Raw genomic sequence first — 22125 nt, forward strand, 5'->3', positions numbered from 1 at the left:
TCAGCCATGTTTGCCCTGGCCGCTACCGCCGGTTGCTATAACGCAGCCGTCAGCGCTCAAACGCCTGCCGACTGGCAAAATGGTGCCTACGCTTACTCTGCCCAGGGCACGCCGCTGCGCACCGTCTTACAGGATTTCGCCAGCAGCCACGGCGTGAATCTGCGTTTAGGAGATGTACCCGACAGCGTGGTGGACGGACGCCTGCGTTCCGACAGCGGCGTGGCCTTCCTTGACCGCCTCGCGTTGCAGTACCGCTTCCAGTGGTTTGTTTACAACGGCTCGCTGTTCGTCAGCCCGCAGTCGGCAGAAACCTCAAAACGTATCACCGTCTCGGCAGATGCCGCGCCGGATCTCAAACAGGCGCTGCGTGACGTTGGGCTCCTGGAAGACAAATTCGGCTACGGCGAGCTGCCGGACGATGGCGTGGTGATTGTCACCGGCCCGCCGGAGTACGTCGCGCTGGTGGCGGACTTTAGCGCCAAAGACAAAGACAAAAAGCAGAACAAAGAGATGATGGCGTTCCCGCTGAAGTACGCCTCGGTCGCCGATCGCGAAATCAAATACCGCGAGAAAACGCTGCTGGTGCCCGGCGTGGCCAGCATCCTCAACGAATTATTGGGCAAGAAAAGCACCCGCTCTTCGCAGGGGATCGTCCCCGGCGGTGAAGGCTCTTCCCGTGAAACGCTGAATAAGTCATTCCAGGAACAGTCGGACAATATTCTCTCCGGGCTGATTCAGGGCCAGGACAGCCGACTTCGCGGCGCGGGCGGCGATGACGACGGCGAAATGAACCCGCTGGTTTCCGCCGACGTGCGCAACAACGCCCTGCTGGTCAGGGACGATCCTAAGCGCCGTGATCAGTATCAGGCGCTGATCTCACAGATCGACGTCCCGCAAAAATTGGTGGAGATCGACGCCATGATTATTGATGTCGATCGCCACGCGTTTTCGAAATTCTCCAGCAATCTCAGCGGCACGTTCGGCAATATCACCGCCGGTTCTTCAATGCTGCAAGGGGCGGGCACGCTGTTTGTGACCGACTACAGCCGCTTCTTTGCCCAGATTCAGGCGATGGAAGGCGAGGGCAATGCCTCCATCGTGGCGAACCCTTCTATCCTGACGCTGGAGAACCAGCCGGCGGTGATCGACATGAGCGACACCGCCTTTATTACCGCCACCGGCGAGCGCGTGGCGACCATTGAGCCCGTCACCGCCGGAACCAGCCTGCAGGTTGTTCCCCGCGCCATCGGCAACGGGCCAACCAGCACGGTGCAGCTGGTGGTGGATGTGGAAGACGGCAAGGTGCAGGTCAACGATGACGGGGTGGCAACCGGGGCTAAGCGCGCCACGGTCAGCACTCAGGCGCTGGTACAGCAGAACGGTTCGCTGGTGATGGGCGGCTTCCATTCCCGTGAAACCGGCGACACCGACCACCGTATTCCGCTGCTGGGCGACATCCCTTACCTGGGGAAATTCTTCTCCTACACCAGCCATGAAACCTCCCAGCGTGAGCGCCTGTTCATCATTACGCCTCATCTGGTGGGCGACCAGGTAGACCCGACGCGCTACATCGACGAGCAGGATCGCCAGCAGCTCTCTTCGGCGATGAACGAAGTGCAGCTCCGCCAGCGCTACAGCTCGATGAAAGGCGATATCGAAAACGCCATGCGTGATCTTGCGGAAGATAAAGTGCCCACCGGTTTCCAGGCGGGCGGCGAAGGCGCGGGGATTGGTCAACTGTGTAACGTAGGGCCAGGGCTCTCATCCGACAGCTCCCACAGCCAGTGGTACAGCAATTCTTCGGTACAGATAAGCGTGGGGCTTATCCGCAATATCAGCGGTAAGCCGCAGCGCTTTGACGAGTCCAACTGCCGCGACGACGACGTGCTGGCGGTGGCCGCGTGGCCGGGTGGAAACCTTGCTCCGGGCCAGTCGGCAGAAGTTTACATCGCCTACCGCACGCGGGGAGAAGGGCGCCGTAGCCGCCAGTCGCTGCTGACGACCTCATCTTCGCTGCCGGTTAACTCATCGAGATCGCGCAGCTATTTACTGCCGCCGCGCCCCGTCCTTCGCTAAGGAGTGATTATGAAACCTTCCATTTTGTTACTGGTGGCGCTGGCGTTTGTCCTGAGCGGCTGCGCCACCCGCAATGACAACGGCTGCGACAGCGTGGCGTGTCGGCCGCTGTCGGACAGCCACCACCTGACCATCTGGTGGCCGGGCGACATGCGTAACGGCGTGCAGGACTACACGCAGATGCCGGTGCGCTGAGTACTACCGCAGGCGTGGATGCCTTCACGCCTGTCCGTTTAAAAAAATCATTTTTTTCCTGATGTTATGCAGTTTTGTGGAACCGAAGCCGGTTTCTTTTCACTTAACAGGCGTCTTTATACTGCGAACCAGCAGGGCTGGTCGCCTGTATCAACCCCGAAGTCATGTTGAGGTAATCTAATGAGTACGATTGGAAATATGCTGAATCTGGCCACTGCATTACCGCAGATGGCGCTGAATGCTACCCCTGAAGGTATGGCTGCGAACCTGCTGAAGAACGTGGGCGACCAGATGGTAAACGACATTGCATCCAAACTGACCAACCTGCTGTTCTCCGGCGGCATGAACGGTAACAATAACAACAACACCTTTATGTCTCCGCAGAGTCAGGGTGGGGCGAGCATGGGGAATACGCTGGCGGCGAGCAACATGCAGCAGATGCTCCAGCAGGTGCTCCAGCAGATGGGCGTGAACGCCCAGAACAGCCCGTTCAACAGCCAGGCGGGCGCAGGCAACATGAACGCGTTCAATAGCGGCATGAGCAACGGCCTGCAGTCGCCATCTACCGGCATTGGCCTGGTCCAGCTGCCGCTGTCTACCACCAGCGCCAACAGCGCCAATAGCTTTAACCAGCTCGGCAACAGCATGGGCAGCCAGTTAGGCAGCAAAATGGGCCTGCAGGCGCTGGATGACGTGAAATCCGACACCAGCGGCCTGAGCGCCATGCTGGGCGGCGGCGGTAAAGTGGACGGTGGCTCTAAAGAAACCCGTGCTGAAATCGGTAAATTTATGGACCAGCACCCGGAAATCTACGGCAAGCCGCAGAGCGCCGGTGCCGGTATGCCGGGCCTGGTTCACATCGGTAAAGGCCCATCCAGCTGGGAAGATGCGCTGAAAAACAGCAAACCGCTGAGCGGCGACTCGCTGAAAGCCTTCCAGTCGGCAAAAAACGATCTGAAAACTTCTATGGTGGGCGGCTCAATTCCAGGCTCCGCAACGGCGCCGGGCAACGGTTCTTCCAGCCTGCTGGTGAACGCCGATGCGCAGCTGTTTAACGGCAACATCATCAAAGATGCCATGAAGCACCATCACGGCGCGCTGCTGAACCTGGCTTCCGCCGCGCTTGCCTGAGTGATTGTGCTGTAGTCCACAGATGTTCTTTTTGACGTGTGCGCAGATTAACGGCGCCACACGTCCTTTCGCCAGACTCTTCTTCGCCCTCTGTTTGACCGGTTTTCTGCGTTAATTGCGTGGAGGCCGGTCTTTTTTTGTCTTGACCATGCTCGCGCATACGAGTGCAGAAAAATTATTCGACTCTCTCCTTAAACGCTGTCTCTTAGTTACAGATACCCGCGATTATGCATGGTCTGTGAATATTCCGTTCACTTCCAGCCCTGCTTTATCTGTCATCACAGAGACGGTGAACGACTCGGGGAAGTCACCGTCACTTCCCCGAGACCCCGGACTCCCGGCCAAATAAATCGACCGCTGAAGCGGCAGACCTCCGTTTTATCTCCCAGTCCTGGGTCGGCTGAGATGCGTTCCCGACGCTCTCAGCCTCCGGCCGTTCCCGACGTCCGGACCCTGGCCAGTCGGAGAGAAAACGGAGGCGATTTAAGCCGGAACCGAGCCTCGCTTCTTATTTTTACCCTCACCCTAACCCTCTCCCTGGAAGGGAGAGGGAATAAACAATGTTTCACGTTGGCTGTTTTCCCCCTCTCCCTCTGGGAGAGGGCTGGGGTGAGGGGAAGATTTGTCCCCGCCGCCCGGCGATGGTCAGGAGGCATGGCGTAATGCTAGCTGACACGTTCACCGTGCGCTGAAAGTGCAGGGGAAGCAGATCTAAAGGTGAACGGAATAACTGCGGATCGAAAATATCTCCTGGAGGATTCACAAGTAAAATGTGGCTAAGACAGAGCCTAAAGGAAGGGGCGATCCCCCCATTACTCCTCAAACTCAATCGTCTCACCCTTCAGGCGGCCTTCGAGCTTGCGCAGCAGGCGATAGATGGCGGCCACCGCTTTTAGCGTGTCGCGCGGAATATAGGCCCCTTCTTCGGTGGTGCGGTAAAGGTTACGGGTGAGCCAGACGTAGCGCACCACCGGAATTTTGGCGGCGTGGGCCAGTTTGATCAGCGCTTTGGCGTCTTCGTCCTGGGCTTTAAACAGCAGCACCGGCAGCGGCGTTTCGTCCGGGAGATAGCGCAGACCCACGGCGAAGTGCGTCGGGTTTACCAGCAGAACGTCGGCTTTTTCCATCTCCTGCGGGGTGACCTTTTTCGCCGGCGCGTTGAGAATTTCGTGGGCCACGTGCTTGCGGTGGCCTTTGGTGTGCGGGTCGCCTTCCATTTGCTTATATTCGTTTTTCACGTCCTCGTGGCTCATGCGGTTCTGCTTGAGGAAGAAGTATTTCTGCAGCGCGAAGTCGGCCACCGAAAACACCAGCATGACGCCAACGATGGTGTGGGCGAGGGTTTCCAGCATCGCCACGCCCGCGTGCCAGAAGCCGTCCAGCGTGCCGCCTGACAGATTGGCCATTTGCGACAGGCGAGGCTTGATCAGCAGCCAGAACACCACTGAAAGGGTGATGGCCTTCAGCAGGCTGTTGAGGATCTGAATAAACTGCTTCACCGAAAACATCTCTTTGAATTTATTCAGCGGGTTTAGCGCATCGAGCTTCGGGGCCAGCGCGGCGATGGCAAACAGCGGGCCAAACTGGATCCAGCCCGCGGCGATGCGCAACAGGATAACGGTGCCCACCGTCATCATAAAAAACACCCCAACGGTCAGCAGCGCCGCGCCGCCAACTTCCCCTAAGGCCTGGCTGAACGGGCTGCTCAGGCGCTGCAGCGGCAGGATCATCAGCGACTGCAGCTTCGCCATACTGGCTTCCATCATCGAAAAAATAAGCTGCAGCACGCCAAACATGATCAGCAGCTTGGGAATGTCCTGGCTCTGACTAACCTGGCCTTTTTTACGGGCTTCCTGCAGCTTGTGGGGGCTGGCCTTCTCTGTTTTTTCACTCACGGTTTGGCACCCTCCGAAGCGGCGTTACCAGGTGGTTTGACGGGCAGGAAGAATATCCGCCAGATGGGGGATCATGTCGCGCAGGGTGCTGAACTGATGGCCGGCAAAATACTCGAGCGTAGGCAGATAAAAGATGAAGAACAGCAGCCCGGCGATGCATTTTAGCGGCACGGTCAGCACCGTGGCCTGCAGCTGTGGGCTGTAGATGCTGAGCACGCCCACGGCAAAGTCGAGAAACAGCAGCAGCAGCACCAGCGGGCCCGCGTACAGAATAGTGTCGACAAACATCTGCTTAACCTGGGCGAGGAATACCAGGAAACCCTGCTCGCGGAAGTCTGGCAGCCAGCTGTCTACCGGCCACAGCCGATAGCTGTCCCAGATAACCTGGATGGCGAGGGACAGGCCAAAGTTGACGATAAGCACCATCATCGACCACTGTAAAAGCATATAGCCGAGCGGCGTTTCGTCGGCGCCCAACGCCGGGTTAAGCTGGCCGCCGCTGAGCGCCCCGCGCTGGTTATCAAACAGCACGCCAACCGACTCAAACAGCCAGAAGGGGAGCGCCAGCAGGTAGCCGAGAAAAATGCCCAATACGACTTCTTTGAGCATCATGGCGACAATGCCCCACGGCGTATGCGGCGCGTGGGTTAGCATTGGGACGATAGTGGGCGTCACGAAGAGCGCCAGCGGCACGACAATCGCCGTGCGGATCATGCCTTTCAGGGCGGAGAACGCGAACAGCGGCGTCAGCAGAACGCAGGGATAAATGCGGGCTATCGCCAGCCCGAGTGCCAGCATGCCGTTGAAGACAGGCGTCAGCTCGGCGGCAATCATCGCAGGGTTCCGGAGGCGGCCATCATGGTAAAGGCGGATTGCGCCAGCTCAACCATTTGCAGGCCAATCCAGCGGCCGCTCAGGGCTAGCGTGGTGCCAACCGCGACCAGCTTGATGGCGAAGGGCAGGGTCTGATCCTGGAGCTGGAACACCGCCTGCAGCAAAGAGACCACGATGCCCACCAGCACGGCGACAACCAGCGGCGGCGCGGAGAGCACCACCACCATCAGTACCGCCTGCTTAAACATGTAGATCATGTCCATAACGTCCTCACATATAGCTGTAGAACAGGCCGTCCAGCAGGCGCGTCCAGCCGCTCACCATAACAAACAGCAGGATTTTGAGCGGCAAAGAGATGGTCATCGGTGACACCATTTGCATCCCGAGCGCCAGCAGCACGTTGGAGACAATCAGGTCCACTACCAGGAAGGGAATGAAGATTAAAAAGGCGATTTTGAAGCCGTTTTGCAGCTCGGACAGGACGAAAGAAGGGATCAGGATCAGCAGGTTGTCGCGCTGGTGCACAACCTTTTCCGACAGATCTTTAGGCCACATGCGCTGGCTGTTTTCCATCAGGTGCGTTTCCAGATCCGGATCGCTGTTGCGCAGCATAAAGTCGGTCAGCGGCTTGATGCCATACTGCAGGCTGTTCTCTAAACGCTCGGCGCTGGTGGTGTCGAGGGGCTTTTCCTTAAAGCGGGTTTGCATCCCGTCAAATACCGGGGCCATCACGAAGAGCGTGGCGGCCAGCGCGATGCCGTAAAGCGCCATGTTGGGCGGCGTTTGCTGCACCCCGATGGCGTTACGCGTCAGCATCAGCACCATCGAAATCTTGAGAAAGCTGGTGGTTATCATCAGCAGCAGGGGCAGCAGTGAAATGGCCCCCAGCAGGATGGCCAGCGCCAGCGGATTGAATGAGCTGATATTCTCGGCCATCAGACGGGTTCCAGGGACGAACCTGCCTGGCGAAGCATGCGGGTCACCTGGAAACCGAGCGTGCCGTTAACATCCACCAGCTCGCCCTTGGCCAACAGGCTGTTACCGTGACACAACAGCGCCTCGCCCGGCGTAACGTGCTGCACTAATACCGTCGAGCCCGCGTCCAGCTGCTGCAGCTCGCCGAGCGTCAGCTGCAAATTGCCGCAGCGGATGGTCAAATCCAGCGACAAATCGTCGAAACTCCCCCGTGTTGTTTGCCATTCCCCGCTGGGTACCACTTCTTCGCCGTCCTGCTGCTCGTGGTACTCCAGGGGGACGTTCGGGTAAGTCATGGTTAGCTCCTCGCTATACGTAATGTGTAGTAAATCTCTGTGAGTCGTTTCGCTCGCCAGTTCCAGCTGAACCTGAAATTGTCGCCGTGCCAGCGGCATCACGCCGAGCCCTTCTGGTGAGAAAAAGGCTTCCGTCGGCAGCAGCAAATCTCCGACGGCCAGAGAGCGGGCGAAGCCTGTCGAAAGCTGGAGTTTGCCGACGGTCAGCGGCAGCTGGAGGGGGAGTTGTGGGTTAAGCGGCACGCTTCGCCGCTGCCAGCCCGCAAACTGCGTGAACTGGTGTAGCGTGGCCCAGGAGAGGGACAACCGCGTGCCGGCACTTTCTTCGCCGAGGCTGACCTCAAGGCGTAGCGTAATGTCGGGTTTTTCCTGCGCTTCGGCAGGCTGCATAAATTCAAATAGCCCGGCCAGCTGAGGGCTGAGCTGCTGGCTGAAATAGCGCCAGTACCAGGCATTATCTTCAGTGGAGATACCCGGCAGCGCCGGGCAGTCGGCCATCAGCCTCAGCACAGGCAGCGGGTCACTAAATATCAATGCCCCTGCCGCACAGTGAAAAGTTTCAGCCTGCGCCGCCGTTTGCTCAGCCGTCGATGACGGCAGCAGGCGAAGCTCACCCGGCACGCCCTCAAGGGAAAACGGCAGCCGCCAGCCGGAGCCAATCCAGTGCCGCAGCCGGGCTTCATCCGGTGACTGAGCGGCAAGCGTTAGCCGTTTCATACCGCCCCCCGGCGCTTAAAGCGCAGGCGAACTTTTTTCCCCATACGGCCGCTGAGCGAGCCCTGGCCGTCCTGTTCAAAGCCGCGAACCTTATCCCAGGCATGAGCCGAAAAGCCGAGTGCAATATCCAGCCCATCGCCGTTGGTCGGGGTCACCTGGGCCACGACCTCGCCCAAATCCGGCAGCAGCAGGCTGAACCGGGCGGGCAGGCTTTCCTGCTGCTCAATGCCCTGCACCAGGTGCGATTCAAGCATGGCCTGCAGGGCGGAAGCCGGCGATTCACTGGCCTGCTGCGGCTGTTCGGTGCCGCTCAGCGAACCGTCGAACAGGTTCAACGCAAGTACCGGCATCAGCGGCGCAGGCTCGTCCTCAGACAACAGGTCGCTAAACTCTTTTTCATCCCGCGACAGTTTCTGGCGGTCGCTGGCCCGGCTAAAAGCAGGCGTGCTTCGAGCGGGCATCTGCGGCAGGGCGGGCGCGTTATTCGTCGGCGTCTGCGGCGCGCGCGGCGCGGGTGCCTGCGGAGCGTTATCAGGCTGGTGACGCGGCTGCGGCGCAGGATGAGATTTTTGCCAGAGTCCTGGCTGCGGATGGGCGGTTTTTAGCGCGTGATGGATCATAAGGCGTTCCCCTGATTTTGGTTGAGCAAATACTCCATTTTTTCAATGTCCCGCTGGCAGCGCTGCACGGCCAGCTGCGCGTCGTTCAGGCGCGCCTGCTGCTGCTGCACTTCTTCTTGCAGCTGCTGCGTGCGTTGAATTTGTTGGATAACGCCCGCGCGGGTTGTTTTTTCGACGTCCAGCGTTTCCCGCAGGTCGTTCAGCGGCTGGGTGACGCCTGCGTGCTGCGGCACGAAATCATTGCGCAGCTGCAAATAGCCGATTTTCTGCTCTGCCAGCTGCTGTTCGCCCAGTTCGACGGCCTGCTGGCCGCGCCGGAGGTGCTGTTCATGCTGGCGCTGCTCGCGTTCGCAGTGGCGTAACCGACGGCGGCGAATGGGCAGCAGGGTATTCAGAACCTGCTCCAGAGCGACCTGCTGCGGGTCAGGAGAGAGCGGAGTTTCGGCATCAATATGACGGCGCACAGGCGATCGCCTCCTGCAGCTGCTGACGGGTAGCCATAAAGTCGCTTGGGGCGTGGTTCGCCTGGCGCAAAAACGCGTTAATCGCCGACTGAGACTGCACGGCGGCGTCGGTCATCGGGTCGTTGCCCGGCTGGTATTCGCCGAGGCGAATGAGCATTTCGACCTGCTGATAAGCCGACATCATCTGGCGCAGCGTGCTGGCTTCGGCAATGTGTTCCCGCGGCACCACGTTGCTCATGGTCCGGCTCAGGCTCGCCAGCACGTCGACGGCGGGATAGTGGCCGCGCTCCGCCAGGCGGCGGGTTAAGACGATGTGGCCGTCGATCAGCGAGCGGACTTCATCGGCCACGGGATCGTTCATCGAGTCCTGCTCAATCAGCACCGAATAAAGGGCGGTGATCGAGCCACGCGACGTTTTCCCGGCGCGTTCAAGCAGCCCCGGCAGCAGGGTATACACCGACGGTGGCAGCCCGCCACGTCCAGGCGGTTCGCCGAGCGCCAGGCCGATTTCACGCTGGGCGCGAGCAAAACGCGTCAGCGAGTCGATAATCAGCAGCACGTTTTTGCCTTTGTTACGGAAAGCTTCGGCAATGGCCGTGGCGGTAAATGCGGCGCGGGCACGCTCCATGCTGCTGCGGTCGGAGGTGGAGCAAACCAGCACGGTGCGGGAGCGCAGTTCGGCATCCAGTTCGTGATCCAAAAATTCTCGTAGCTCGCGGCCACGTTCGCCAATCAGGCCGAACACGATGGCATCGCACGGCGTGTTGCGCGCCATCTCGGCGAGCAGGGTGGTTTTGCCGCAGCCTGCTCCCGCAAAAACGCCCACGCGCTGGCCCACGCCAATCGTCAGGACGCCGTCAATGGCGCGGATGCCGGTTGGCAGAGGTGTATCAATGCGCGGCCTGTCCGTGGGCGGAGGAGCATCGCCGAGCACGCCACGGGCGTCCGGCGTCTCGCTGGCTAAAGCAAACGCGGAGAGGCTGTCTTCGTCAATGGCGCGGCCAAATCCGTCCAGCACGCTGCCGAACAGGCTGTCCGACACGCTAATCGAGTGGGGCTGAAACAGCGGCGTGACCCGTGCACCCTGGGCAATGCCGTCCAGCGGCCCCAGGGCGGAAAGCAACGTGTGGCGCGGATTAAAGCCGACAACTTCGGCCATTACTTCGGTGCCGCCGCTGCGGCTGATAAGACACAGATCGCCGATGCGCGCCTGGGGCAGGCTGCTTTCGAGCAGAATGCCGCTGATGCCGGTGATACGGCCGTGGGCTCTGACGGCGGAAAGCTGGCTCAGGGCGCGGTGGCGCGCTGCAAACCAGTCGTCGAGGTCGGTCTGATAGCGCCCCATTACCACTTCACCGCGATGTTTTCTTTGCCGCCAAACTGCACGCTGTCGGCGGTAATGCCGGTCAGGCGCAGGCCGTTTCTTTCGTCGCCGACAAACAGGCGCTGCCCGTCTGCGGTCACGATATTGGCGTGTGGCCCGGCGGTTATTTGCACGATGTGGAAGGGCAGTACGGCCTCGCGCACTTTGGTCTGGTTGTTGAGCGCTATTTTCAGCTGATAATCGCTGCGGATGCTGTCCACCATGCGGCTGACAATCGGCAGCTGGTTTTCCTGCAGCTCACCGGTGAGCGTAATGCCCTGCGGCGTGCTGGTGAGCTGCACTTTGTTGTAAAGCTCTCGCTCTCGCAGATCCTGTTCCACCAGGCTGCGCAGTTCATTACTGCTGGCGATCGCCGGTTTGATTTGCGGCTCTTCGTCGCTGTTTTGCTGGGCGATACCGGGCTGCAGCACCCAGCTGAAGATGGTGAAGGTCAGCAGCATCAGGCTGGACAGGGTGAAGATTTGCGCCCAGCGCGGCAGAATTTTTGCCAGCAGCGAGCGGCGAACGGCTGGGGCCGGTTTGCTTGGCGTGCCCCCGATTGGCTCACGCGCAGCGGAGGCCGTTTCGCTCTGGCTGGCTACCGGCACCGGCGGTGGCGGCGGGCGGTTATCCCATTCTTCGTCGGCGGCGGCAAGCGTCAGCCAGACGCCCCCGACGGCGAAGATTTCGCCCGGCTGCCACAGCTGCTGTTCGCTCAGGCGTTCGCCGTGGCGATGGCAAACCGTGCCGTCCATCGGCGTGAGCATCCAGCCTTCGGCGCTGCGGCTAAGCAGGGCGTGGCTGGCCTTGATACCGCCATCGTTGAGCTGCAAATCGCTGTCGGCCGAGTTGCCCAGTTGCCAGCGTTCGCCGCTTAACGGCAGCGCCGCGCCTTCATGTAATCCGTTTAATACTCTCAGCTCATACATGGCAGCACCCTTTAGGCAGTGAAGGCGTCAAGCGCGTTCTCGTGAATATCAATGCGTCCCAGCACGTTGACCGGCAGGTTAAATTGCAGCTCGGCGAAGGACAGCACCGGGACGTGATGGAATTCGTCCTGGATAAGCAGGCGCAGCGGGCTGCGTAAGTCCTGGGCAGACAGCAGCACGCTGGTTTGTCGTTGGAACAACGGGAACACTTCCCGCAGCTGTTCGAGCAGCAGGGCGTGTTTGTCCTGGCTGAGGGCGAAGAAGGTTTCGTTCTGCGTCTGGCGCAGGCTGTCGCGCAGGATCTCTTCGGTTTCCGGCGTCAGTAACCACACCTGCATCCCGCCGCCGTGGCTGTACTGGTGGCAGATGTGTTCTTTAATATCGATTCGCACCTGGTCGACCAGCAGGCCCACATCCCGCTCGTGCTGGCCGTGAACAATCAGCGATTCGGTGATGCTGCGCACCGAACGCAGCGAAATACGCTCGGCCACCAGCCGCTGTAGCACCGCGCTCAGGCGGGTTATCGGGAAGATGCGCTGGAACTCCTGCGCCAGCTCCGGCAGGTCCATCTCCAGCCACGAGATAATGGCGCGGGTTTCCTGCAGGCCGATGAAACGCGGGCCGCTGGCAAACAGGGCTTCTTCCATACGGGCCAGCAGCAGCTGGTGTGAACTCCAGGACTCCATCTGGAATTTATCCAGCAGCGGGTCGTTTTCCTCCAGCCACGTCCAGCCTTTTTCCTGTGGGTAGGTTTCGGTGCTGAGCCCGGTGCCGGTTTCCTCCTGCGCCAGCAGGCGGTAGTCCAGCGCTCGCTTATTGGGCGTAAAAGTGCCAATCACTTTAGGCACTTCGTAGACCAGAAAACGGAATTCATCGTCGGGCTGGTACGGCGAAAAATCGATGTTAAACACCGGCAGGGTGAAGCCGTACTGGTTCACAATGCGGTTGCGCAGGCGGCGTATATCCTCGATAAGCGCCATCGCCGCCGGGTCACCGGCGCGGGCAGACGAGAAGCTGAGCACAAACAGGCGGCTGGGGTTGAAGGTGCGAATATCCTCTTCGCCGTTGGCTTCCGGGGCGACAATTTCACCGCCGGTGTTGGTGGCCGCCGCGCGCCTGGCTCGCCATAGCTGGAACAGCCCCGAACTCAGGGCAATGACCCCCAGCACGATGAACACCAGCGTCGGCATCCCAGGCAGCAGGCTGAAGCAGAACATGCCGATGGCGGACATTATCCAGGCTTTAGGCTGGTTGGTGAGCTGGTCGCTTATCTCGCGGCCAATGTTGTTGTCCGGGATGTCCTCGTTTGCCGACACGCGGGTGATCATCATCCCGGCGGTCAGGGAGATAAGCATCGCCGGGATCTGGTCAATCAGGCCGTCGCCGATGGTCAGAATTGAGTAAACGTTGGCGGCGTCGCCGGCGGCCATGCCCAGCTGCAGCACGCCAATGCAGAAGCCGCCGACCATGTTGATGCTGAGGATGACGATGCCGGCTATGGCGTCGCCTTTAACGAACTTCATGGCGCCGTCCATCGCCCCGAACAGCTGGCTCTCTTTCGCCAGATCCTCGCGCTTGCTCTTTGCCTGCTGAACGTTAATCAGCCCGGCCCGCAGGTCGCTGTCGATGGACATCTGCTTGCCCGGCATGGCGTCGAGGGTAAAGCGGGCGGCCACCTCGGCGATACGCTCTGAGCCTTTGGTGATCACGAGGAAGTTCACCACCGTCAGGATCAGGAACACCACCAGGCCGACCGCCAGGTTGCCACCGACCACAAAGTTGCCGAAGGCGGTAACGATGTGCCCGGCGTTTTGCTGCAGCAGGATTTGGCGCGTGGTGGAAATCGACAGCCCGAGACGGAACATGGTGGTCAGCAGCAGCACCGCCGGGAAGGTGGTGAATGCCAGCGGCTTGGGCAGGTACATCGCCGTCATGATGAGCAGGCACGAGACGCTGATGTTGACCGCGATCAGTACGTCAATCAGCCCCAGCGGCAGCGGGATGATCAGCATGAACACCACCGCCAGCGCGATGAAAGCCCCCACCACTTCGGAGCGTTGCATGGCGGTAATCGCCAGGCGGTTGAGAAGGTTAAACAGCGTGTTCATTGTCTTTTCAATCCTGATGAAGTCCGTTTACTGCGCCAGCTGGCTGCGTTTTTCCCACGCGGCGTATTCGCCGTTCAGGGTGCGCAGCAGGAGCAGAGCGTTGTGGCGGGTGTCATCGTTGCCGCCCCAGATTTTTTCCGGCAGCGCCTGAAGCAGCGTCAGCAGTCCGTTGAAAAAGAGCGATTGCTGCAGCGGTTTTTCGCCCACAACCTGCAGTCCGAGCTGGGTCAGGTCGCGCGAGTAGAAGCCGTTGCGGCACATGCTGAGCAAAGAGCGGGTCATCACGTCGGCGCCCATCGTGACGTGGGAGTACTTGCTCTTCAGGCGGTCGAGGAACTGCGCGACTTCCGACAGCGTGTGGGTAATGGCGCGGGTATCGTTCAGCCCGGAAAGCAGGCGGCGCAGGGCCGTTGGTGGCGCTGACGGGGCCAGGGCGGCGATATCATCCGAAAGCGCACGCTGCAACGTTCGCAGCGCAGGCACGAAGCCTTCGACGCCAAACTTGTCCAGCAGCACGTCCATGATGTTGTCGGCGGACTGCTGGTTGATCACGCCGCTGTAGTAAAGCTTGCGCATTTCGCGCTTCTGCCCCGGGTCGCTGCTAAAGGCGGCAATCGCCGGGGCGGTGTTCACCCCTGCGTTAATTTTTTCCGGGTGCTGCTGCTGGAGCTCGGCCAGCATGCGTTCGACGTGCGCCGCCAGCGCAGGGTTACTGCCGTTACGCAGGCGCATCGCCATCAGGCTGAGGGTGACAAATGCCGAAGCCGGGTCGTTGTTGGCCTGTTCCAGCAGGTCCTCAAGAGTGGGATTTTTCCCGTCCGAGTCTGACAGCAGCCGCTCAAACGCGGATTCCTGCCCGGCCTGGTCTTTCCCGGACGGGCTTTCCAGCAGGCGGCCCAGCTCCACAAGGTGGGTAACCTTGATCGCCGCCACCGAGACGCGGCGCTGCTGGGTACCCTGCGTGCGCTGCTCCTCATGTTTGATTTTCTGCTCGATGCTTTCTGCAAAGGCTGACGCCATCGACTCTTGCGCCGCACCGGGCCGCTGAGGCGCGGGCGCAGCGCGAGGGGCTGACGATGAGCTGCTCGCCGCGCTTTTATCACTGTTCGTGTCGCTGATTAGCTCATCGACCAGCGCGTCCGCCTGTTCGGTTTCAAGACGCAGATTATGGTGGTGATGGTGCTGGGGGATTCTCATGTTCATTGCGTTGTGCCTTACCCGATTCGCCTGTCTGTGTGTGGGTTAAGGCCTGGGGAGGTTCCCCCGCAAATAAAATAATTTCCGCTCTCGAGGGCTGTGTAAGAAGTTGCACAAACCGGCTTTCAGGCTGTGTGTGTTTTTACTCATATTATTCCGAGTTTAAAATTTTAAATTAATAAAATCATATTGTTATGTTGGTTTATTTCGCTGGCATGGCGCTTGCTATAGGACGAACTCCTGAATCTATTCACTAAAAAGGTGTTCACCATGTCAGCCATGTTTGATTTCGAATCACAGGTCTTTCCGCAAGTGCAGCCGACTTTTGAGCCCAACGTTGTGCAGGGCGAGTTTCCGGTGGTTAACTGGGAGCGAGTAATGCGCGACAACGAGCAGCGTCTGTATAATTTTATTCGTAAACGCGTGGCAAACTTTGCCGATATAGAAGATCTGGTGCAGAACACCTGGTATGAGGTGATTCGCAATAAGCACAAGTTTTGCGGCTCATCGCGCCCGGAAACCTGGATGTTTGGGATTGCGGTAAACCTGGTGAAGAACCACTACAAATCCGTCAAAGTGAGCTACCTGCACGATGAGCTAAATGACGACGTGCTCGGGACGCTGCTGCATTCGGAGCAGCCAGAAGGGGTGACAGAGGGCAAGGATATCCTGGCGAAAGTGTTGCAGAGAATTTCGCAACTCCCTGAAGATTATCAACAATTATTACAACTGATCGTCGATAATGACATCAGTTACCAGGAAGCGGCCGACCGGATGACCATTCCGATCGGCACCGTTCGCTCACGTCTTTCCCGTCTCCGGCAGTCCTTAAAACAGGATCTGGGGTGGGATAGCCTGAACTGAGCCACGTTCGCTTCGTTATCCCCTGAACGAGAAGAATAATACCCTATGAAACAAGACGGCGGGCCGCATCCACGGCCCAATGACTCTCCGGATTTGCTGGGCGCCGCTTTCAACAGTATGCGCGAGCTGGTTTTCATCGTTGACAGGGATTTCACTATTGTTTTTGCCAATCATAAGGCGCTCAGCGTTTGCCTGCCGGCAAATGAAGGGCGTCTTTCAGGCGAAAATATTTTCACCCGCCTGCGGGGCTACGGCGATCTGCCGCTGCTCGCGGTGGTGGAGCAGCAGCTGGAGCAGCCGGAGCATTCGCTGTACGGCGATAAAATCAACGCCCGCTTTCACGCCTCGCCCGATCTGGTGATTCCGGTGGAAGTTTGCCCGAGTCGCTTTGCGTTCCAGGGGCAGAACTGGGTGATGATGGTGGTGTGCGATACCCGCTACCGCAACGACATTCATCGTTTTTACTACGACCGAGAAAACGAACTTCGCGACATTCTGGATAACGTGCCCGATGCTATTTTGCGCGTGGACAGCGAGCAAAGGCTGCTCTATGCCAACGAAACGGCGCTGCAGTGTATGCCCAGGAGCGCGGCGGCTATCGGCCTGAAAATGAATTCGCTCATCGGCGACTCGACCCTGATGGAGCAGATCAACTGGTCGCTGCAGCTGGTGCTGCGCAAGCACATTCAGCTGGAGGCCGTGCTGCATGGCGTGCGCTCCGACTCACGGATAGGGAGGATTTATCAGGCGCGTTTTATTCCTGAGTTCACGCCGCAGCAGACGCTGAAATCCGTGCTGGTGATCGCTCGTCCGGCCTCCCGGCAATATTTTGCCGAACAGCAGGTGCGCCAGACCCACGAACAGCTGAGGCAGATGACCCAGAAGATGCAAAGCAGCGTCGAAAACGAACGCAAGCATATGGCGCGAGAAATTCACGATGAGCTGGGGCAGCATCTTACCTCACTGCGGGTAGGGATCTCCCTGCTGGGGCAGAACCATCCCGCGCTCCAGCATGAAGTCGAACCTTTGACTCAGCTGGTGGATGGCACCATTAAAGTGGTGCGTGATATTGCCACCCAATTGCGCCCGGCGGTGCTGAATATGGGGCTGAAGCCCGCGCTTATCTGGCTGCGGGACCAGTTCAATAAGCTCCGCTCCGGGGTCTGTACGTTGACCATTCAGCCGCTGCCGGTGTCGCTGTGTGACGATGAGGTGACGGCGATTTTCCGCGTAGTGCAGGAGTCGCTCACCAACGTTCAGCGGCATGCGAAAGCGCGGGAAGTGGAAGTGAAGGTGCTGACCCGGGGCAACGTCGTGCTTATTTGCATCAATGATGACGGCCAGGGGTTTGATCCGGGCCTGGTGTCCGAGGGGGCATTTGGGCTGCTGAGCATGCGGGAACGCTGCATGATGAAGGGCTGGACGTTTAACATCCACAGCACGCCGGGTAAAGGGAGCTGCGTGCATATCGAGATCCCTTATACCCAGCCGGGCGCGGCTAAAGTTTATGATAACGAATAGCAAACTTGATGATGTCGGCGTTGTTGTCGAACTGCATTTTTTCCATCATGCGGGTTTTATGGGTGCTGACCGTTTTGTTGCTGATGCTCAGCGTCTCCGCTATGCCGTTGACATTTTCGCCGCTGCTCAGCAGACGGAGGATCTGCTTTTCGCGCTGGGATAGCGTGGCGTAGCGGCGAAGCTGGTCGTTTTCCTGGGTAGAAAAGACGATGGCTTCCGCCAGCGAAGGGTCGATATAGCGCTGGCGGGCGGCCACGCGATGGATGGCGTGCAGCAGCGTTTGCGGGGCCTGATCTTTAGTAATGAAGCCGTGGGCACCGCTGGCGAGGACCATCTGGGCGATTTGCGGCTCGTTGTGCATGCTTAATACCAGCACCGGCAGCATCGGCCACAGCCGGGTGATTTGCTGCACCAGTTCCGGCCCGGACTCGCCGGGCATGGAGAGATCCAGCAGCAGCACATCAACATCGATTTCCGTCAGCAGCGAGAGCACCGTTTTGCCACAGCCGGCTTCCGCCACCACTTTAATTTTCTTATCCAGTGAAAAAATTTGTTTCAGGCCCTCGCGCATCAAAATGTGATCGTCCGCGAGGAGGAGTCTGATTGCCATACCGTCTGTCATCCATAATTTATAGTTATTAAATTGTTCTTTTTTATAAAAATAATTATCGCGCACGAATTGCAAAGACGCGTGATAAATGAACATAGCAGCCTCGCCGCGGCGAATCTAGCTCTGCCGGGGGCGATAAAGGTTGCAGCTTGTTACAAGTTGCCCACGCGTCCCGTGCCGGGCGCGATGGCGCAACGATTTTGCTGCGCTCAGGAACCAGCGCGCCGCTCTTCCCACTTAACCTTTTGACTCAACAACTAAAGTGGGGAGATATCATGCCGTTGAACAGCGTTGATACCAGCTTGCGGGTCGATCCTGGCCTGATAAGCGGTAACTCAAACCGACGGGTATCCATGCGCATCGCGCTGGAGCCTAACAATCCTCAGCACTTCGACTGCACCGTGAAGGTGTCGTCGCGCCGGGCGGATGCGCTCTATTACGCCAATAAAGCGATAGATGATACCTGGCGCATTCTGGACATGGGGTCGGGCAACCAAAAGAACCATGTTCGCGCCACGATGGGTGAATCCTATAAGCGAACGCTGCTGGCGCAGAAGGGAACGGGCAATGGGGACTACACCGTGCGAGCCTGGGAGGCTTCTAAGTTTCGTGCGGGTAACTGCGGTGAAATGGCGGCGGTGAATGCGCTATTGCTGGCTAACTCTCGCGTCAAACAGCCGGTTTCCGTGGTGCATAACCGCGACGTAGACCATGCCTTTGTGATCATTGGCGATCCGCGCGTAGACGGGAAGTCCATTGTGTCCGATCCCTGGCCGGAGTTTGGCCGCGCCATGAGGCTGGAGGACGCGAAATTCGGCGATAGTTTCCACGTATTGCAAACGTTCCAGCCTGGCTACAGGGATGATGATGTCCGCGAGAAGCTGCTGCGTGGCGAGAAAGCGACGCAGGCGGAAGTGGACAAAGCGTTCCGCAAGGCGGCGCCAAAACTTGCGAAGCTCAGTCCGGAACAGCTGCGTGACTCAGTGGCCGCCGGGCCGGGATACGTGCAGCGCCACGCCTCCAACAATCTGGGTATTCAGTATGACGGCAGCGACAGCCGTGGCGTGGTGCAGCATTTTGACCAGTCGTTGTCCGCGGGGCAGCTACGTTCCCGTATGAGCGGACCCCAGGCTGCCGCTGAGGCGCAGCAGCGTGGGGCCCCGGCCCCGACGTTCAGCAGTAACGATCGTCCTCGTCAGCGCACGGAGTCCTTTGCCGCAGAATCATCCTCTCGCGGCCGCCGCCCACGAACGGCATCAAATGCGGTACCGCCCGCAGCGCCTCGTCGGCGGGCAAACTCCATCGATGTTCGTCCGGCACCAATGCCGATTTACGCACCGCCGCCACCGGCACCGGGAAATATGTACAGCACCATCCCGCTTCCGGCTTCCGGGCCTGCTTTTCATTACGGGCCGCCACCCGCTGCGGCACCGGTTTACAGCTACGGACCGCCGCCGATGCATGCCCACGCGCCTGTGCACGGCATGAATAGCCGACCGGTCTACCGCGAGCCGCCGGTGATTCCACCCGACGTTTACGGCACCGCGCCAGCCCCGGCCCGAACGCGGCCTCGTTCTAACTCCGTGACCGCCGCTTTCCGGCGAATTTTAGGTAACTAACGATGCCCGCACCTTCAAAACTAGCGCAAATTTTACAGCCGCTGCTGGCCGATGATCTCGGCCAAAAAGCCGAGCTGGAGAACGCCGAAGGCTATTCCGTAGAGCTTGCCGAGGGCTTAACGCTGGAGATCAGCGAGTCCCCGGTGGGGCACCTGCTGCTGAGCTGTATTTTGCCCGTGCGGCCAACCCGGCTGAGTGACACCGAAACCCTCTCGGTGCTGCTGCAGGCAAACCTGCTGGGAATGGATTACCCGCCGGTGCTCACCGGGCTGCTGCCTGAACAACAGCAGGTCGTGCAGTGGAGCAGCCTGCCGTTTCACCAGCTCGAGCCGGAAGTGTTAAAGCGGCTGTTTAACCGCTTTGCCCTGCAGGCCGAAAAGCTGGCCGCCTGGCTCGTATAAAAATCACCCTCACGTTTTAGCCGCCGGAGTGCGGTTAAAACGTTTTCCGCAATGAGCTTCGCAGAAGAGGAAAAAACGCTACTGTCAGGGGAGTAAAAGTGAAACAATAGTGGCTGTTTATACAGTAGAAGTGATGTTATGGCTTTGTCGTCGGCGCAAAAAGCGCAAATCGGTGCCTGGTATAAGGCGCTACAGCAGCAGATCCCGGACTTTATTCCGCGAGCGCCTCAGCGGCAGATGATCGCCGAGGTGGCGAAGACCCTCGCCGGTGAGGAAGGGCGGCATCTGGCTATCGAAGCACCGACCGGCGTCGGCAAAACCCTCTCTTACCTGATTCCCGGCATTGCCATCGCCAGGGGAGACCAAAAAACGCTGGTGGTCAGCACCGCCAACGTTGCGTTGCAGGATCAGATTTACAGCAAAGACCTGCCGCTGTTGCGCAAAATCATTCCTGACCTGAAATTTACCGCCGCCTTTGGCCGTGGGCGTTACGTCTGCCCGCGTAACCTGGCCGCGCTGGCAACCGACAACTTTACCCAGGGCGATTTGCTGGCCTTTCTCGATGATGAGATGGCACCGACCAGCAAAGCCGAGCAGCAGCGCTGCGCCAAACTCAAAGCCAGCCTCGACGGCTATAAATGGGACGGGCTGCGCGACCATACCGACGAGGCCATCGAGGATGACCTCTGGCGGCGGCTAAGCACCGATAAAGCCAGCTGCCTGGGGCGGAACTGCCACTGGTATAAAGAGTGCCCGTTCTTTGTGGCCCGCCGCGAAATCGACGAGGCGGAAGTGGTGGTCGCCAACCATGCGCTGGTGATGGCGGCGCTGGAAAGCGATGCGGTGCTGCCGGAAGCGAAAAACCTGCTGCTGGTGCTGGACGAAGGGCATCACCTTGCCGACGTGGCTCGCGACGCGCTGGAGATGAGCGCCGAGGTCACGCCGGGCTACAGCCGCCTGCAGCTGGACCTGTTCAGCAAGCTGGTGGAAACCTGCATGGCGCAGTTCCGGCCCAAAAGCCCGCCGCCGCTGACCTCTCCTGAACGTTTGACCAACCATTGCGATGAAGTTTACGAGCTGCTGCAGTCGTTTCACGCTATCGTCGGCCTGTGGCTGCCGGGCGAGCGGGAAGGGGAGCACCGCTTTGAGATGGGCGTGCTGCCCGAAGAGGTGATGGTCATTTGCCAGCGGCTGGCAAAGCTGATGGAGGCGCTGCGTAGTCTCTCAGAAGCGCTGCTGAACGATCTGAGCGAAAAAACTGCCAGCCATGACATCGTGCGCCTGCACCGGGCGCTGCTGCAGATGAACAGGGCGCTAGGCTTCTTTGAAGCGCAGAGCAAACTGTGGAAGCTGGCGGCGATGGAGCAGGCCTCCGGCGCGCCGGTGTCGAAGTGGGTCACGCGTGAAATCCGTGAGGGGCAGCCGCATCTTTTCTTCCACTGCGTGGGCATCCGCGTTAGCGATCAGCTGGAGAAAATGCTCTGGCGCAAGGTGCCGCACGTGATAGTCACCTCTGCCACGCTGCGTTCGCTAAACCGTTTTGACCGCCTGCAGGAAATGAGCGGGCTGCGTGAGAAAGCGGGCGACCGCTTTATCCATCTGGACTCGCCGTTTAACCATATCGAGCAGGGTAAAATCGTGATTCCGAAGATGCGCGTTGAGCCACTGATGGAGCACGAGGCGCAGCATATTGCCGAGATGGCGGCGTTCTTCCGTGCGCAGCTGGCACTGGGCGAGCACAAAGCGATGCTGGTGCTGTTTGCCAGCGGCCGGGCGATGCAGCAGTTTTTAACCCATGTCACCGACCTGCGGCTGATGCTGTTGGTGCAGGGCGATCAGCCTCGCTACCGGCTGGTGGAGCTGCACCGCAAGCGCGTTGAGGCCGGGGAAACCAGCGTGCTTATCGGCCTGCAATCTTTCGCCGAAGGGCTGGATCTGAAAGGCGAGCTGCTGACCCAGGTCCATATCCATAAAATCGCCTTCCCGCCGGTAGACAGCCCGGTGGTCGTCACCGAAGGGGAGTGGCTGAAAAGCCTTAACCGCTATCCTTTCGAGGTGCAGAGTTTGCCCAGCGCCTCTTTTAACCTGATCCAACAAGTTGGACGTTTAATTCGCAGTCACGCCTGCTATGGTGAAATAGTCATTTACGACCGCCGCCTGCTGAGTAAACGCTACGGCGAGCGCCTGCTGGCCGCGCTGCCGGTGTTCCCGATTGAACAGCCCGAAGCGCCGGAAGCAAAAGTGATAATAACGACGCCGAAACACACTGTACGGCGCAAACGTGTGAGCAAGAAATAGCAAGGAGAGTCT

General features: G+C 59.3%; 20 protein-coding genes. 8 read left to right on the plus strand and 12 right to left on the minus strand.

Translation table 11 applies throughout. The annotated features are described in order from the left end of the window. The first annotated feature begins 6 nt into the window (after positions 1–6). The 3 genes from sctC (at position 7) to ACE38U_RS16110 (ending at position 3402) form a co-directional block, all read left to right on the plus strand. Complete coding sequence (gene sctC, locus ACE38U_RS16100) at positions 7–2076, plus strand: type III secretion system outer membrane ring subunit SctC (protein ID WP_375530135.1); 2070 nt, start codon at positions 7–9, stop codon at positions 2074–2076. Positions 2077–2085: 9 nt separating this feature from the next. Further along, positions 2086–2271: an HrpT family type III secretion system protein gene (gene hrpT, locus ACE38U_RS16105; protein WP_038474321.1), complete on the plus strand. Its 186-nt coding sequence runs from the start codon at positions 2086–2088 to the stop codon at positions 2269–2271. A 180-nt stretch (positions 2272–2451) separates the two neighbouring features. Next, entirely contained in the window at positions 2452–3402 is a 951-nt protein-coding gene (locus ACE38U_RS16110; protein WP_038474318.1) for a type III secretion protein, read from the plus strand. An 812-nt stretch (positions 3403–4214) separates the two neighbouring features. On the opposite strand, the gene sctU is transcribed toward ACE38U_RS16110, so the two are convergent. The 11 genes from sctU to sctW are packed head-to-tail and all read right to left on the minus strand — an operon-like array spanning position 4215 to position 14806. Further along, positions 4215–5297, minus strand: a complete 1083-nt coding sequence (sctU, locus tag ACE38U_RS16115) for a type III secretion system export apparatus subunit SctU (RefSeq protein WP_375530120.1) — start codon at positions 5295–5297, stop codon at positions 4215–4217. A 24-nt stretch (positions 5298–5321) separates the two neighbouring features. Continuing rightward, on the minus strand, positions 5322–6131 hold the full coding sequence (sctT, locus tag ACE38U_RS16120; protein ID WP_375530121.1) for a type III secretion system export apparatus subunit SctT: 810 nt from the start codon (positions 6129–6131) through the stop codon (positions 5322–5324). Then, complete coding sequence (gene sctS / locus ACE38U_RS16125; protein ID WP_038474312.1) at positions 6128–6394, minus strand: type III secretion system export apparatus subunit SctS; 267 nt, start codon at positions 6392–6394, stop codon at positions 6128–6130. The genes sctT and sctS overlap by 4 nt, the downstream gene beginning before the upstream one ends. A 7-nt stretch (positions 6395–6401) precedes the next feature. After that, positions 6402–7067 (minus strand): type III secretion system export apparatus subunit SctR, encoded by a 666-nt coding sequence (sctR, locus tag ACE38U_RS16130; RefSeq protein ID WP_038474309.1) that lies wholly within the window; start codon positions 7065–7067, stop codon positions 6402–6404. Continuing rightward, positions 7067–8119, minus strand: a complete 1053-nt coding sequence (locus ACE38U_RS16135; protein WP_375530122.1) for a FliM/FliN family flagellar motor switch protein — start codon at positions 8117–8119, stop codon at positions 7067–7069. The genes sctR and ACE38U_RS16135 overlap by 1 nt, the downstream gene beginning before the upstream one ends. Then, positions 8116–8739 carry a type III secretion system HrpP C-terminal domain-containing protein gene (locus tag ACE38U_RS16140; protein WP_375530123.1) on the minus strand — a complete coding sequence of 208 codons (624 nt, stop codon included), beginning with the start codon at positions 8737–8739 and terminating at the stop codon, positions 8116–8118. The genes ACE38U_RS16135 and ACE38U_RS16140 overlap by 4 nt, the downstream gene beginning before the upstream one ends. After that, entirely contained in the window at positions 8736–9203 is a 468-nt protein-coding gene (locus tag ACE38U_RS16145; protein ID WP_038474301.1) for a hypothetical protein, read from the minus strand. Before ACE38U_RS16145 ends, ACE38U_RS16140 begins: the two co-directional genes overlap by 4 nt. Next, entirely contained in the window at positions 9187–10554 is a 1368-nt protein-coding gene (gene sctN / locus ACE38U_RS16150) for a type III secretion system ATPase SctN (RefSeq protein ID WP_375530124.1), read from the minus strand. Before sctN ends, ACE38U_RS16145 begins: the two co-directional genes overlap by 17 nt. After that, on the minus strand, positions 10548–11495 hold the full coding sequence (locus ACE38U_RS16155; RefSeq protein ID WP_375530125.1) for an FHA domain-containing protein: 948 nt from the start codon (positions 11493–11495) through the stop codon (positions 10548–10550). The genes sctN and ACE38U_RS16155 overlap by 7 nt, the downstream gene beginning before the upstream one ends. Before the next feature lie 11 nt (positions 11496–11506). Beyond that, positions 11507–13603 (minus strand): type III secretion system export apparatus subunit SctV, encoded by a 2097-nt coding sequence (gene sctV, locus ACE38U_RS16160; protein WP_375530126.1) that lies wholly within the window; start codon positions 13601–13603, stop codon positions 11507–11509. A 27-nt stretch (positions 13604–13630) separates the two neighbouring features. Beyond that, the gene (gene sctW, locus ACE38U_RS16165; RefSeq protein ID WP_375530127.1) at positions 13631–14806 is read right to left on the minus strand and encodes a type III secretion system gatekeeper subunit SctW; all 1176 of its coding nucleotides are present in this window, start codon (positions 14804–14806) and stop codon (positions 13631–13633) included. A gap of 264 nt (positions 14807–15070) precedes the next feature. Here sctW and ACE38U_RS16170 point away from each other — a divergent pair, with 264 nt between their 5' ends. Beyond that, entirely contained in the window at positions 15071–15664 is a 594-nt protein-coding gene (locus ACE38U_RS16170) for an RNA polymerase sigma factor (RefSeq protein WP_038474286.1), read from the plus strand. Between the two features lie 45 nt (positions 15665–15709). Further along, entirely contained in the window at positions 15710–17185 is a 1476-nt protein-coding gene (locus ACE38U_RS16175) for a sensor histidine kinase (protein ID WP_038474283.1), read from the plus strand. On the opposite strand, the gene ACE38U_RS16180 is transcribed toward ACE38U_RS16175, so the two are convergent. Beyond that, the gene (locus ACE38U_RS16180; RefSeq protein ID WP_038482821.1) at positions 17163–17795 is read right to left on the minus strand and encodes a response regulator; all 633 of its coding nucleotides are present in this window, start codon (positions 17793–17795) and stop codon (positions 17163–17165) included. The two genes, ACE38U_RS16175 and ACE38U_RS16180, sit on opposite strands and share 23 nt — an antisense overlap. A gap of 275 nt (positions 17796–18070) precedes the next feature. On the opposite strand from ACE38U_RS16180, the gene ACE38U_RS16185 reads away from it, so the two are divergent. From ACE38U_RS16185 to dinG, 3 genes are all read left to right on the plus strand, one after another. Further along, positions 18071–19414, plus strand: a complete 1344-nt coding sequence (locus ACE38U_RS16185) for a hypothetical protein (RefSeq protein WP_375530128.1) — start codon at positions 18071–18073, stop codon at positions 19412–19414. A 2-nt stretch (positions 19415–19416) separates the two neighbouring features. Next, the gene (locus tag ACE38U_RS16190; protein ID WP_375530129.1) at positions 19417–19815 is read left to right on the plus strand and encodes a CesT family type III secretion system chaperone; all 399 of its coding nucleotides are present in this window, start codon (positions 19417–19419) and stop codon (positions 19813–19815) included. 138 nt (positions 19816–19953) lie between these two features. Next, positions 19954–22113, plus strand: a complete 2160-nt coding sequence (gene dinG, locus ACE38U_RS16195; RefSeq protein ID WP_038474276.1) for an ATP-dependent DNA helicase DinG — start codon at positions 19954–19956, stop codon at positions 22111–22113. Positions 22114–22125 lie beyond the last annotated feature (12 nt).

It is taken from the genome of Cedecea selenatireducens (assembly GCF_042138895.1).
Lineage (GTDB): Bacteria > Pseudomonadota > Gammaproteobacteria > Enterobacterales > Enterobacteriaceae > Cedecea > Cedecea selenatireducens.

What these genes read in the sequence shown, in the direction of transcription:
- ACE38U_RS16190 (WP_375530129.1), top strand. Translation starts at nt 19,417, where the DNA reads ATGCCCGCACCTTCAAAACTAGCGCAAATTTTACAGCCGCTGCTGGCC.
- ACE38U_RS16180 (WP_038482821.1), bottom strand. Translation starts at nt 17,795, where the DNA reads ATGGCAATCAGACTCCTCCTCGCGGACGATCACATTTTGATGCGCGAG.
- sctV (WP_375530126.1), bottom strand. Translation starts at nt 13,603, where the DNA reads ATGAACACGCTGTTTAACCTTCTCAACCGCCTGGCGATTACCGCCATG.
- ACE38U_RS16170 (WP_038474286.1), top strand. Translation starts at nt 15,071, where the DNA reads ATGTCAGCCATGTTTGATTTCGAATCACAGGTCTTTCCGCAAGTGCAG.
- ACE38U_RS16140 (WP_375530123.1), bottom strand. Translation starts at nt 8,739, where the DNA reads ATGATCCATCACGCGCTAAAAACCGCCCATCCGCAGCCAGGACTCTGG.
- sctW (WP_375530127.1), bottom strand. Translation starts at nt 14,806, where the DNA reads ATGAACATGAGAATCCCCCAGCACCATCACCACCATAATCTGCGTCTT.
- hrpT (WP_038474321.1), top strand. Translation starts at nt 2,086, where the DNA reads ATGAAACCTTCCATTTTGTTACTGGTGGCGCTGGCGTTTGTCCTGAGC.
- sctS (WP_038474312.1), bottom strand. Translation starts at nt 6,394, where the DNA reads ATGGACATGATCTACATGTTTAAGCAGGCGGTACTGATGGTGGTGGTG.
- ACE38U_RS16110 (WP_038474318.1), top strand. Translation starts at nt 2,452, where the DNA reads ATGAGTACGATTGGAAATATGCTGAATCTGGCCACTGCATTACCGCAG.
- sctT (WP_375530121.1), bottom strand. Translation starts at nt 6,131, where the DNA reads ATGATTGCCGCCGAGCTGACGCCTGTCTTCAACGGCATGCTGGCACTC.
- dinG (WP_038474276.1), top strand. Translation starts at nt 19,954, where the DNA reads ATGGCTTTGTCGTCGGCGCAAAAAGCGCAAATCGGTGCCTGGTATAAG.
- ACE38U_RS16135 (WP_375530122.1), bottom strand. Translation starts at nt 8,119, where the DNA reads ATGAAACGGCTAACGCTTGCCGCTCAGTCACCGGATGAAGCCCGGCTG.
- sctR (WP_038474309.1), bottom strand. Translation starts at nt 7,067, where the DNA reads ATGGCCGAGAATATCAGCTCATTCAATCCGCTGGCGCTGGCCATCCTG.
- ACE38U_RS16175 (WP_038474283.1), top strand. Translation starts at nt 15,710, where the DNA reads ATGAAACAAGACGGCGGGCCGCATCCACGGCCCAATGACTCTCCGGAT.
- ACE38U_RS16155 (WP_375530125.1), bottom strand. Translation starts at nt 11,495, where the DNA reads ATGTATGAGCTGAGAGTATTAAACGGATTACATGAAGGCGCGGCGCTG.
- sctC (WP_375530135.1), top strand. Translation starts at nt 7, where the DNA reads ATGTTTGCCCTGGCCGCTACCGCCGGTTGCTATAACGCAGCCGTCAGC.
- ACE38U_RS16185 (WP_375530128.1), top strand. Translation starts at nt 18,071, where the DNA reads ATGCCGTTGAACAGCGTTGATACCAGCTTGCGGGTCGATCCTGGCCTG.